Genomic DNA, 12,647 nt, shown 5'->3' on the forward strand with positions numbered 1-12,647 from the left:
AGTGATGCGCGTCACTGGGCATGCTCTTGTACCTCATGGGGGAGGCAGTGCCGTAGCCCTGGCGCTTGCCCGTCGCCCTCCTTCCTGGCCGGGCCCTTCCAATCCGCCAGGAGGACGTCAGCGACGGCCTCTTCGTAGACCGCGCGGTTCTCTCGTTTCATGGCCTCAGCGAGCCCTGGCTCCCAGGCGGTGTCCTGTGCTTTGCCGCTCAGGGGGATGTGATCGCTGTCGGCGCGAACAGCGCTGAGATAGTCCGTGGCGCTCATCCGCCAGGGTTCGGCCTGGTAGCGGGTGCGGAGCTGGTTGGTCATGTCGATGCCGGGCCAGTCGAAGTCCCCGTGGTAGCGCAAGGTGCCGCCAGCTTCGATGATCAGTCGCGCCAGCCGGTGGAAGGCGGTCGAGGGACGGCCCTCGGTGCAGATCAGCGGCGGGCTGCCGACGCCGAGCTCACCGGCGGCGCGGCGGAGGACAGCCGGGTTTTCGCAGACGTACACCGTTGGCAGGTTCACGGCGATCGGGAGGGTGATGAGCTGGTGGAGGGTGACGTGGAAGGGGGTGCCGTAGCGGGCGGCGTCGGTGAGCCACTGGCCCAGTCCCTGGCCGGTGGCGGGGAGGTTGAGGACGAGGACACGGCTGGCGAGGTCGTCGACGATGACGTCGAAGGCGTCCCACAGCTCGCGCCGAGCCTCGGCTCCTGATTCGAGTGGGATTCCACGTGCCATGGCCAGGGCACGCAGGACCAGAGTCGGCAGCGAGCCGCGGCCGGGGTTGAGGGCTTTGGTGTCTCCTGTGGTGGCGTCGGCCAAGGCAGGGAGCATGATCGGTGGAGCGTCGCTGGGCCGGTTGTAGAGGTGTTCCAGGACGCGGACGGCCTGGCTGAAGAGGTGGGTGTCCTCTTTATTGATCAGTGCTGTGATCGTGCCGTCGGATGCGAGGCTGGCCAGCCACTGCCGGTACCAGGAGTGCTCGGCGTGCAGCGGGCTGGCTTCGCCCTCAGCGAGGACCGATTGCCGGGCCTGATCGAGCGCGGTCCGCTCATCGGCGCGAAAGCGAAGCTCGGGGCCGATCCGTTCCAGGACATCGCGGAGCGCCATGCCCGTGACGTTGCGGACGCTCTGCTCCAACGCTGAGAGGGGGATGGTGATGCGGCGGACGTCGGCCGACCGGTACGTACCGGTGATGCCGATGATGGCGTTGCGTTCGGCCGGGGTCGGGTTGGCCAGGCCGATGGAGCCCTTGACCTTGCCGCCGTTACGCTCGAGTGAGCGACGGGCAGCGGCCAGGAGGCGGCGAAACTCAGGAGCCCGGTAGCGCTCGTACGCCTCTGTCGACCCAGTCATTCCGCTTCCTCGGCATCGTCGTTCATTGGTTCGTCCTCGGGGATGTCCGCGAGCAGTCCTGCCTGGGCGGGAACGTGCCGACGGGGCGCGAAGCCGAGGAGTTCGGCGGCCAGATCGTCGGATCCGGGGTACTCGAGGTCATCGAGGACCTGCTCGCCGTCCCAGACGAGCAGCATGGCGGAGACGGTGTGGGACGCCTCGTCATGCTTCATGTCGTAGTGCGAGATCTGCGGCACGTCGGGGTAGGTGATCCACAGGTCGTAGCCCGTCATGAAGAGGTCGAGGTCGAATTTGGCCGTGAGGGCGAGTAGGTCGGGGCGGTACTTCTCGTCGATGCCGGCGAAAGCCTCGTCAAGGGCGATCAGCCGCGGGCAGGTCGGGTACGCGGAGGTGTACTGGGCGTGGGCGGCTGCGAAGAGCGGCAGGTGGATGGAGGCGGACTTCTCGCCGCCGGACATCACGCTGTGCTTGGCCTTGGTGAGCAGTTCTCCCTTCTTCCGCTCCTCCTCGCTCATGCCCGGCCGGAACAGACGAAGTTCGAACTTGCGCCAGGCGCGGTAGTCCAGGACTTCCGCGATCACTTGCTGGTAGCTCCTCTTCTTGTCGGCAGCGGCCTTGGTGCGGATCTGGCTGCGCAGGTGGGAGCGGAGTTCGGCCAGTCCGGCCGGGCCGAGACCGGAGGCGTTCTTGTCGAGCAGTTTGTTGACAGCCTGCTGGGAGTCGGTGAGCGCGTCGGAGATCACCCAGTTGATGCCCACCGTCTGACCGGAGGACATCGGCTTGGAGCGGGTGTCAGCGTCCATGCTCCTGACCAGGTCGCGGGCGGCGACGGTGCGATCGTGGATCTGTTCGGCCAGCCCGGTAAGGAGTCCGTCCTCCAGGACGGTCCGTTCCTTGTCTTCCAGCAGCACGCTCTGATCAGCCAGCTGTTCGGCCAGGCGGCGGGCGAAGTCCGCTACGGGAGCCGGCCCTTCGCTGTCGGTGACCCGAGCCAGGATGATGTCACCGGCCGGCTCCCACTCGAAGAGGTAACCCTGATCGGACTCCAGCAGGGCTGCCTCCAGCGCGGTGATAGCGGTAGAGATCTTGGTTGTCACGGTCTTCAGGAGGCTCGCGGTGATCGGCCGGCCCCGGGTCGCCTCGTCGAGCGCGTTGATCAAGGAGGCGACGGATGCGGGGACGACGCTCTGGGCGCCCTGGATGCCCGTGAGGGAGGTGCCGGGCGAGGTCAGGCTGTCCATGAGGGTCTGGACTGCCTGCTCGGGGCTCGGCCACACGTCGTGCGGCAGCCAGACGGTCTCGGCGTGCGCTTCGAGGAGGCCGAGGAGGTCGGGCCGGGCATACGGCTCCAGCGTGAGCGTGGTGCGCACCTGCTCAGCCACGGCCGTGGCCAGTGCTGTACGGCCGAACTCCAGGGCGTGGTCAGCCTTCAGAAGCCGGTCTCGCTGCTCTTCCGCGTCCTTCCTCGCACGGCCGTACGTCTTCCGCGCTGCGGTGAGCTGCTCTTCCGCGTCCGCGATCTGTTGCAGAATCTCCTGCAGAGGGGCTTCGAGCGTTGCTTCCTGGGTGCGCAGACGTTCCTCCTGAACGGCGAACGCATCCCTACGTACCTGCAGCGCCTCAGCCTGTTCTGTGCACGACTCGGTCTGCGTTGCGATGATGTCCCGGCGGCCGGCGATGTCGCGCTCGGCGGCATCGGCCTGCTCACGGCAGGTGGAGAGCGCCTTGCCGGCGCCGGCGAAGTCGTCGAGCGCCTGGGCTACCTTGTCCAGTTCCTCACGGACGGTGGGCAGTCGTGCAGCCGTGGCCGCATGCCGAAGCTGCCGGTTCTTCTCATGGGCGCGCGCGATCGCCCCGTCGAGCCGCTTGCGGGCTTCGGCGAGGCGGCGGCGGGCACCGGTGACCTTCTCCGCCACCACGGCCACCTCGCCTACAGCCTCGGTGATCGGCCGGGTGCGGGGGAGCTCGCGCCTGGCGCGGTCGAAGTCGTCGAATGCCTCTTGCGCGTACCGCTGCTGCTCTTCGATGCCGGCGAGCTGAGCTTCCAGGGCGGTGATGGATTCGTCGAGCACGCGCAGCCGTTCGCGCCGACGGGCGGCTCGCGCGGTGGCGCCGATGTACTCCGGCTGCTCCTTGGGATGCGCACCGACCTGGACGCCGAGGCTGAAGTGCGAGCCGGTCGTGACCGCAGGAGCGTGCAGTGCGTCGTCCGTTGCGGGGATGTCGTCCGTTACGGCGATGGACGCCAGGACAGCCTGTACGGTCGCGGCGGCGACGAGCTGCTGATCTTCGACGACCAGTAGGTCGGCCAGGGTGGGTCCGGTGGGCCGCTGTGCGGGAGGCAGCGGGCGCAGATAGGCGTCGGCGACCTTGTCGTGCAGTGCCTGGTCGGTGAGCACGGGGTCGGGGTGCAGCCAGGCGGTGAGCAGGCCGGCCCCGTACAGGGCGCCCTCCACAGCGGCTGCATGGTCGTCCGGGACGTGATCGGCGAACCGTACGAGCTGCCACAGCGGCGCGCCGGGCCGCTCATCGCGGCTGGCAGGACGCAGGTCACTGGGCGGGGGCGCGTCATCAGCCTCGGCGGCCACGGTGTCGCGTTCACCCTGTCTGCTGCGCAGAGCATCCGCAGCGCCGCTGTGCTCCCGCTCCAAGGTATCGACGCGGGCCGCAGCCCTGGTACGGCGCTGGTCGGTGAGGGAACGAAACACCTCCAAGAGCGGGGCCGCTTCGGGTTCCCCCACTGCGTCGACGGCCGCGCGTAGCGCGTCACCGTCGCTGGCCGCCAAGACCGTGATGCCGTTGCCGCTGCTCCAGCGGCTGATGAATTCGTCCAGCTCCTGGCTGGCCGTGGTGCGGGCGATCTCTAGCTGCTCAGCTGCTGCGGCGGACTGTCGTTCGGCCTCGGTCAGCTCACCGCTGGCCGTATCGCAGTGATCCTGCTCGCGTTCCTGGGCTTTCCTGGCGTCCTCAAATGCACCGAGGTGGGCGTGTACGTCCTTCAGTTCGCTGCGCCGCGCGGCTACGCGACCTGCCACGTCTGTGTCCAGCTCGGCACCAAGATCTAGCGTGGCGTCGTCGTGCAGGATGCCGCAGCGGCGCGCGGCGTCCATCAGGTTGTCGGTGTGCCGGGAGGCCGCTTTGCGCAGCTCACCGTGCCGCTGGACAGCGCGCTCAGCCTCCCCTTTGAGGGCGGCCAAGCTCTTCTGGGCCTGGCTGAGGTGGCGTTCGCTCTCGGCGAGGCCCTGGCGTTCCGCGTGTACGCGATCGCGCAGTTCCTTGAGGCCGTCCCGCTGCTTGATGGCGTCGTGGTCGTTGTACTCGGCCAGGCGGGCGCCGAGCTCATTGCACTGGCGCTCAGCGGCATCCCGCTCCTGCTGTGCGGAAGCCAGCTGCCGCTCCGAGGCACGGCGGTCCTCCGCCGCTTCCATGATCTTCTCGCACTGGGCGGCCGTGTCCTGGATGCGACCCGTGACGTGGTCGATGCGGTCACGGGCATGGGCGCGCAGGTAAGTGGTGTAGTCACGTAGGAAGTTACGGACTGCGGTATCCGCCCCCGTCAGGGCGTTGAGGAGCGCTTGGATCTCGGCGAGGTTCTCGAAGTCGCGGGCGGCCTGCAGGATGAGGTCATCGTCGACGGGGCGCAGGCCGGCGGTAAGGGTCTCGGACAGCTTGACCGGGTCAAGATCCTTGGCCAACAGCGGGCGCCGCAGCTGGAGCAGAAGGCTGACCAGCTGGCTGTAGCGCTCACGGCCCAGCCCGAACAGCCGGTCATCGATCTCTTCCCGGTACGCCTCCGCCGTATCGAAGATGGCTTTCTTGCCCAGCAGCGCCTCCAGGGCCTTCTCCCGCAGCGGGCGCGAGGCCCCGTCCAGCAGGCCGAAGTCGATGCCGACTCGGCCGTCGGTAACGAAGAAGAAGCGGGCGGGAGTGGACATCGCCTTGGTCACCCGCATGCCGATCCCCACGGTGACGGCTTCGAGAACCTCCCCGTCCGGGTCGGTGCGGGCAAATTCCATCCACACATAACCGTAGGCGGACTCCTGCCCCTTGTAGAGCAGGTTCGACTTCATGGTCCGCTCCTCGCCGCTGAACGGATCGAGACGCCTTGCGTCGAGGACACCGTCCAGCACGAGGGGGAACAGCACTTCGAGGGCCTTGGTCTTGCCGGAGCCGTTGTGTCCGCGCAGGACCAGTCGGCCATCGGCGAAGACAAATTCTTCGTCGGTGTAGTCCCACAGGCCGATCACTCCGGCGCGGGTGGGCTTAAAGCGAACCTCCGACTCGTCAGCGGTGCGAGAGTGGGGGATGAGCGTCATCGAGAGGTGTCCTCAGCGGGGAAGTCGAAAGCGAACTGGCCGTGCGCGGGGCGCGGCAGGACGGCGGTGATGTTGCGGTAGCGGCCGGCCGCGGGCCGGATCAGAATGCCGCCAGGGACGACATGGACCAGGCGTAGATCCGCTAGGAGAGCGACAGCCTCTGCCAGCAGCCCGCTGGGGTCGGCCTGCCACTTGTTGGTGAAGGAGGAGGGTCCGAACTCTTCGTAGAGCTCGGTGATCATCTGCTCCACCGTGCGGTGTTCCACGAAAGGCAGGCCCGTCTGCCCTTCATGCTCTGGGACGTCCGGATCGGCCTCGTCCGCGTGCCAACCAGCGTCCGCATGCGGGTCGTGCGCCAAGGCTTCGAGCGTGCCGGCCTGCGGCAGGGCCATGTCGATGCGGCTGAGCAGGTCCGCGTGGTCCTCCCCTGGCCCGGCGGGCAGGAGGTACTGAAGACTGCTGGCCCGGTCCGGGTCTTCCCGCAAGTCTGCGATCTTCGCGAGCAGCAGTCCGGCAGTGCGGTTGACCGCTCCACCGCGGCCGGGGAATCGCTTGTCAGTGAAGTGCCCAGTGGTGTCGACGAGCATGATCCCCTCGGCGCGGCGCTCGACCGGCAATCCGGTCAGCCGCGCGATGTCCTCCGCCAGGGTGGGCTGGCGCAGCGCTATCGCCGTCTCCGCGTCGGTGTCGCTGAAGTAGACCACCGGGTGCTCGATCAGCAGTCGGCGAGCTCGCTGGGCAGCAAACCGCCGACGGGGGTCCCGTCCGGTGCCGGCGGTCGGGGTGTCCAGCAGGCCGGCAGCGCTGACCAGATGCTGCAGCGGCTTGTTCGGCCTGAAAAGCGCCGCGCAAGTGTCGTGGTCGATGTCGAATAGCGCGTCGCCGCGGTCGTGGTCACGGGCCCAATCCTCCATCGAACCATCGGAGATCCGCAGCGCACCCCGGTCGACAAGCCAGTCCATCACATCCACGACTGCGTCCTTGTGGCCCGGCGCGGTTGCATCGAAGCCCAGGTGCTCGATCGCGTTGGCGGACGGTGTGAGCAGCTTGACGAGATCGGCGAGGTTGATCTCGATGCGTGACCGGTGCAAGCAGGCCAGGATCAGGCACAGGTAGGCCAGACGCCGCCGGTCGAACGGCCTCTTGCTCTTCACCGTGAGGAACGCCTGGCTGGCATCGAACGCGTCCAGCCGCCGCAGCAGCCGTGCATGACGGGCGCTGGTCTGCAAGGAGTATCCGAACAAGTCACGGAAGTCCTTGGCCAGTTCGTCTGACCACTGCAACACCAGAGCAAGAGCCTTGGCTCGGGGATAACTCTCGGTGACAACACCGTGCAGCAGAATGAGCCGGGCAGCTTGCTGGTACGAGCCTAGGTCCGCAGGCTCCACCGAGGCGGCGACGCGATGGGCAGGCATCAGGGCTTCTCCGTTCGGCGCCGGCGCATCGCACCGTGAGGCTTGATCTCCAGGGCGAAGCCGGGCAGGCGCAGTGTGCCGGTCTCGGTCCGCAACTGGCTGCCGCGCTCGTTCGGGACCAGACGTAGCGTCAGCACGTCGCTGCTGCCGGCCCCCGAACGCAACCGGCCCGCGACGACCGTTCGTGCCTGGAGGGCACGGGTCAGCAGCTTGAGCACGGCGCGGGTCTCCGCCTCGTTCAGTACCCGGTCGTGGGGACCGTGGTCCAGGAGATCCGTGGCGGCCTCCCGGTCCGCGGCCCGATCCGCCAGTTGCTGCTCTCGCAGCCGGGCGTGCGCGCCACGACGCGTCCGGACTGGCTGCGGCCCGCCCGGCGCAGGCCGCTTGCCATGCCGGAACAGGCTGACGCTGATCTCCACACCGGGCGCATCCCACCACGTCGCCCGCGGCGAAATCTGGTCATCGTCGTCGTGGGCACCCGACAGATGCCGCACCGAACGCAGGTCGAAAGCGGCGGACACCAGCGCGTTCGCCGCCTGCTCATCCGGCGCAGCAGCCGCCCAGGCGGCAAGATGCCTCAACTGGGTGGTCCGGCTCACCCCTCCTCGACGCGACTCCGTCACCTGCCGCAGCAACCCAATGACTCCGGAGATGGCCGTGCGGGTAGCACCTTGCAGCTGAGCGGCCTTGGTCTCCCCAGGGCCGTCGGCCAAGAACCACTGGCGCAGGCCCATCCACCGCCGCCGCCAGTCCTCAAGCCGCGCGGCCGGCCGCATCATCGGCCGTTCATCCACCGCCGCAGCCCGTTCCAACAGCGTCTCCACTCCGCTGTCTTCGACCTCGTACACAGCCTCGGCGAGCCGGGGCGCGTAGCGCTCCAGCTCTGCCGTGAACTCACTCATGTGCGCCAGCAGCGCGTGCTTGTACCGCAGGAACGTCTCTGGGGAGACGTCCGTCGTACGCGCAACGTCGTTCAAGGTCAGATAGAACCGTGCCGCCCGCTGCGTCATGTCCTCCAGCACGTTGTCCAGCCGGGCGAGCTTGCGATACACCTCGTCCTGGTCGCCCTCCCGGTTCGCAGTCGCCAGCGCCTTGAAGTCCGCCAGGATGTCGGCAAACACCAGCCGCGACAGGTTCGCGTCCTGTACCCGGGACCCGATGACCTCTTCCACCGCGCAGTAGACGCGGTAGCCGATCTCCGTGAACTGGTAGACCGACTGCCGGTTCCGGTACGCGGCCAGATTGCCGCAACGCAACGGGTCCTCCACCCGGTAGAGGACCTGCTCGTTGTCCGAGGAGAGGTTGTCGAGCATCCCGCGCAGGTTCAAGTCGGCGGCGGCCGGTACCTCGTCGTGCGCTGCCGCGAGCTCGTTCAGCGTATTCGCCACATCGTCGGGGTGGACCTGCAACTGGTGTACCGCTCGCAGTACGTTCATCGCCCGCAGCACCCACAGGTACGCCAAGGGATCATCGCGCTGCGTGAAATTGAACAGCCGCAGGCGGTCGCCAACCGTCAACGAATCAAGATCGAATGACTCGGAGACTCCCGAGTCATCACGTTGGAACACCTATGCCGCCCCTCGTCTCGCCACGCATTGCGCATACCCTGACAGACGCCACTGACAATCGACCCGTCGGGGCAGAGAGGCCGTTGTCCGTCATCCTCAGCGCTCTCGGCAGTGGACGCCGGTACCCACACTCTGTGAAGTCGCATCCGCTCTGGCTCTCGCGCGCCGTCACCCTCTCGGGAGCCCTGGGCGGTGACTGGCACACTCCTTGCTCCGCCTACGCTGCCTTCGACGAATCCGTTACCCACGTGGAGGTCCAAGCATCCGTCGTCGGGCAGAGGGCGGTCCTCCGCGAAGGCCCGGCTGGGTCGGTGACGACCAAGCCACCATCGATAAGATCGCCCAGCCCTTACGCGATCAGGGCGCGGGAGACCTGCTTAGCCGGATAATCCCAGCCACATCAGTCGCAGCGCTGGGCGTCTCCAGCCGGATTCGCCCACGGCAGACGAGAAAGAGCCTCAAGGGACTGGAACGTCGTCCGGGATCATGTCAACGTACAACGTCCCGGAAAACACCAGGTCAGCAGGGTTCGGGCTTCCGGGCCGATCAACAGACAGGTCGGCCATGACGGCAGCTGGTATCTCGTGCTGCTCGGCCTCCTCACAGAGGTCCCGCCCCAAGGAGCACCACCTGTCGAATGCCGCTTTCCGATCCGCCCGTTTCACTACTCCCATCCGCTTGGCGCTTGGCGACCTGAACGCGTGGACCGCACAGGAGCGAGGCGACTACTGCGCCCTCTCCACGGCCCTGTGCCTCTGCGTCTGTGCGGCCGGGCTGCTCGGCGAGGACTTGCTGCAACGCGGCTACCGCCGGGACCGAGTGGTGCTCGCGCACATCGCGACGCACCCCGGAGCCGCAACCCAGCAGGTTACCCGAGCCGTTGGCGCATCCGAGCGCGTCGTATCTCGCAAGCTCGACCGGCTCACTGGCGATGGGCTCTTGGTGCTCGTCATTGGCGTCGAGGCCCCCGGTCTCCGGTCGTACCAGCTGGCCTCCTGAGCTTCGTCCGCTGGGAGCAGCCCGTGAACCTCCCTATGCGGGCGCGCAACATAGCCGACGATCGCCGGTTAGCCAAACCGGCGATCGTCCGGAGTATTGATGCCGTTCGCACCGGCTGCTTGGCGGTGGACCTGGAGCGGACAGCTCCTTCCCGGTGCCCAGGTGTCGTCTAGCGCCTGTTCAGTGCGCAGGGCCAGATCCCGGAAACCATGAAAGGCACGAAACGCGCCCAACGGCCAGCCACCTCACCACAGGCTGCCCCGGATTCTGCACCACTCGTAAGGAACCTCATGTGCCCTTTCGCGATACCTCTTGCCCAAAAACTGAGCCGCGAGCGCCCGCCGCAGTGCTTCTTCGTGCTTGATGGCGTACCGGCTGTTGCACGGCGGCGCTTCGCTCTTTGGCAGTTCCGCACGGGAGACGCTGAGTGAGGAAGGGCGATAAGGGCGACGAGTTGATGACTGTCCCTGAGGTGCTGGCAGAGCTGAAGGGCACATCCCGCCGAACCTTCTACCGATGGCGCGAAATGGGCACCGGACCTGCGGTATTGAAACTGCCGAACGGCGAGCTGCGTGTGTGGCGGAGCGTCTTTATGGATTGGCTACATGAGAGAGAGGAAGCCGCAGCTTGAAGACGACCGACGTTCGGATATGGGACGTCAGGGTAAAGCAGCGCCAGGGCAAGGACACCTATGAGGTGCGCTGGGTCGTGGCAGGGCGTGAGGTATCTCGCTCGCGTCGCACTAAGGGGCTTGCCGACAAGCTGCGCGCGCAGCTCCTCATGGCCCAGGAGAATGGGGAGCAGTTCGATACGGAGACGGGCTTTCCTCCTTCGATGGAGGAAAAGGCGCCCGCCCTCACCTGGTACGCCTTCGCCTTGAAGTATCTGAAGGTGAAGTGGCCGCATGCAGCGCCGAACTATCGGGACGAGATCAACGAGGCGCTGACGGGTGTCACAAAGGCGCTCATGCCGAAGCGGCCCGGCCGGCCGACGGATACAGCAATGCAGCGCGCGCTTCGGGATTGGGCATTTGTTCTTCCCGGTCCGGAAGATCGCGAAATCCCGCCGGAGGTCAGAGCCGTGGTCAACTGGGTGGCCAGAAATTCGCCGCCGCTTGCCGATCTGGCCAAGCCCGCAGTTATGCGAGGAGTGCTGGAAGCGCTCAAGCTGAAACTCGATGGAGAAGCGGCGTCGAGTGAAACTTTCAAGCGCAAGCGTAAGGTCCTCGTCAACGCACTCAACTACGCCACGGAGCTGCGCGAGCTCGACGAGAATCCCGTCAACTCGGTTTCCATGCAGAAACCGTCAAGAATCGTTGCCGTTGACCCGCGTGTCGTGGCGAACCCGAAGCAGGCCGGCAACCTGATCGGCGCTGTCTCGTACGTGGGCGGCTACCACCGAGCCAGGGGCAGGCGACTGGTGGGCATGTTCGCCGGCATGTACTACGCCGGGATGCGCCCGGCGGAGACCGTCGGCGTCGCGGTCCAGGACTGCCACCTCCCCGAGGAGGGCTGGGGGCTGGCGAACCTCCATCGGACCAGACCGACGGCAGGGAAGAAGTGGACCAAGACGGGCGAGGTCCACGACGACCGCGGGCTGAAGAACCGCGATCCCGAGGAGGTGCGTCCGACGCCTCTGCCGCCGGCCCTCGTGGCCATCTGGCGCGACAGCATCGACACGTTCGGCACGGCAGATGACGGCCGACTCTTCTTCAACGAGCGAGGCGGACTGGTCGGCTCCTCGACCTACTCGCGCGTGTGGGCCGAGGCCCGAGAGCTCGGCCTGCCACCGGAACTCGTCGCGAGTCCACTTGCGGACCGTCCGTACGACCTGCGCCACTCGGCGCTGTCCACCTGGCTGAACGCCGGAGTCGATCCGACGGAGGTCGCAGAGCGAGCCGGAAACACGGTGGAGGTGCTGCTGGCTCGGTATGCGAAGTGCCTCCATGGGAGGCATGTGGTGGCCAACAAACGAATCGAGGATCTGTTGCTCGAATACGAGTGACGATGATCACACTGAACGCCCCGGGGATGAACCCTCGGGGCGTTTGTTATGTGGCCGATCGGGCGTTTGGTTACCCAATGTCCGATCCCGCGTATGTCCCGCAGCGTGCGTCCTACGGCTGCTTTCGCTGGCCCTCGGCTGCATATGGCTGCAGTTACTTCTTTTTGGCACCTGCGCTGGTCAGGTGGCGTTTTAACCCTCTGACCTGCAGTGCCCCCGGCAGGATTCGAACCTGCGCACACGGCTCCGGAGGCCGTTGCTCTATCCCCTGAGCTACGGGGGCGTGTCGGTTGCGAGGGTGTTGCTCGCGGCGACGGGTAGAACACTACCAGCTTGCTCGGGGTGTTCATGAACGGGTTATCCGTGGGGGTGGGGGTCGCCCGCACGGGGTGGAAGTGGCGAAAACCCGGACGCGGTGGCCGGTCCCGACCTACTCTCGAGTTGTGCCAGGCGCGTCGGGCCGGGTGCTTGTTGTGGACGACAACAAGGTCATCCGGCAGCTGATCAGGGTCAATCTCGAGCTGGAGGGCATCGAGGTCGTGACCGCGTCCGATGGTGCCGAGTGTCTGGATGTCGTTCATCAGGTGCGGCCCGATCTTGTGACCCTCGATGTCGTCATGCCCCGGCTGGACGGGCTGCGCACCGCCGCGCGGTTGCGTGCCGATCCGCGCACGCGTGATCTTCCCCTTGTCATCATCAGCGCCTGTACGCAGTACGAGGTCGAGGCCGGCCTCGAAGTCGGCGTCGACGCTTTTCTTGCCAAGCCTTTCGAGCCCACCGAACTCATCTCCGTCGTACGGGAGTTGATGGAGCGGGCGGCGGCGGACGGGGGAAGTGGGGGAAGCGGGGCCGGGATGGATCTGGGGGTGGGTCTGGGGATCGGGCCTGCGCTGGGCGCGGGGGAGGGCGTGGGCGCGGGGAAAGGCGGCGGGCCGGGCGCTGGGCCTGCGGCCGAGTAGCACGACTCTGCCCGTAGGACACCGGATGCACCCCCCTGCCGGTAGG

Annotated in this window: 8 protein-coding genes and 1 tRNA gene; 4 read left to right on the forward strand and 5 right to left on the reverse strand. The window is 66.9% G+C overall.

Annotated elements, in window-relative coordinates; genetic code table 11:
* Positions 1 to 11 precede the first annotated feature (11 nt).
* From ACIBAF_RS23530 to ACIBAF_RS23545, 4 genes are read right to left on the reverse strand one after another with little or no spacing between them, the layout of a single operon-like run.
* A complete protein-coding gene (locus ACIBAF_RS23530) occupies positions 12 to 1,340 on the reverse strand; it encodes a TIGR02679 family protein (protein WP_399465400.1) in 1,329 nt (442 codons plus the stop codon).
* Positions 1,337 to 5,656, reverse strand: coding sequence for a TIGR02680 family protein (locus ACIBAF_RS23535; protein ID WP_399465401.1), 4,320 nt, complete (start codon positions 5,654 to 5,656; stop codon positions 1,337 to 1,339). Before ACIBAF_RS23535 ends, ACIBAF_RS23530 begins: the two co-directional genes overlap by 4 nt.
* Positions 5,653 to 7,071: a DUF2398 family protein gene (locus ACIBAF_RS23540; protein WP_399465403.1), complete on the reverse strand. Its 1,419-nt coding sequence runs from the start codon at positions 7,069 to 7,071 to the stop codon at positions 5,653 to 5,655. Before ACIBAF_RS23540 ends, ACIBAF_RS23535 begins: the two co-directional genes overlap by 4 nt.
* Entirely contained in the window at positions 7,071 to 8,588 is a 1,518-nt protein-coding gene (locus ACIBAF_RS23545) for a TIGR02677 family protein (protein ID WP_399465404.1), read from the reverse strand. The genes ACIBAF_RS23540 and ACIBAF_RS23545 overlap by 1 nt, the downstream gene beginning before the upstream one ends.
* 729 nt (positions 8,589 to 9,317) lie before the next feature.
* On the opposite strand from ACIBAF_RS23545, the gene ACIBAF_RS23550 reads away from it, so the two are divergent.
* The 3 genes from ACIBAF_RS23550 to ACIBAF_RS23560 all read left to right on the forward strand — a co-directional run bounded on the left by ACIBAF_RS23550 (position 9,318) and on the right by ACIBAF_RS23560 (position 11,642).
* Positions 9,318 to 9,638 carry a MarR family transcriptional regulator gene (locus tag ACIBAF_RS23550; protein WP_399465406.1) on the forward strand — a complete coding sequence of 107 codons (321 nt, stop codon included), beginning with the start codon at positions 9,318 to 9,320 and terminating at the stop codon, positions 9,636 to 9,638.
* Between the two features lie 457 nt (positions 9,639 to 10,095).
* Positions 10,096 to 10,269: an excisionase gene (locus ACIBAF_RS23555; protein WP_334648894.1), complete on the forward strand. Its 174-nt coding sequence runs from the start codon at positions 10,096 to 10,098 to the stop codon at positions 10,267 to 10,269.
* Complete coding sequence (locus tag ACIBAF_RS23560; protein WP_399465407.1) at positions 10,266 to 11,642, forward strand: tyrosine-type recombinase/integrase; 1,377 nt, start codon at positions 10,266 to 10,268, stop codon at positions 11,640 to 11,642. Before ACIBAF_RS23555 ends, ACIBAF_RS23560 begins: the two co-directional genes overlap by 4 nt.
* A gap of 211 nt (positions 11,643 to 11,853) precedes the next feature.
* Here the strand turns inward: ACIBAF_RS23560 and ACIBAF_RS23565 are convergent.
* Positions 11,854 to 11,925: transfer RNA gene (locus ACIBAF_RS23565), tRNA-Arg, on the reverse strand.
* A 190-nt stretch (positions 11,926 to 12,115) separates the two neighbouring features.
* Between ACIBAF_RS23565 and ACIBAF_RS23570 the strand changes: the two genes are divergently transcribed.
* The gene (locus tag ACIBAF_RS23570; RefSeq protein WP_399465409.1) at positions 12,116 to 12,601 is read left to right on the forward strand and encodes a response regulator; all 486 of its coding nucleotides are present in this window, start codon (positions 12,116 to 12,118) and stop codon (positions 12,599 to 12,601) included.
* Positions 12,602 to 12,647: the final 46 nt, after the last annotated feature.

It is taken from the genome of Streptomyces sp. NPDC051677 (assembly GCF_044453465.1).
In the GTDB taxonomy this organism is placed as follows: domain Bacteria; phylum Actinomycetota; class Actinomycetes; order Streptomycetales; family Streptomycetaceae; genus Streptomyces.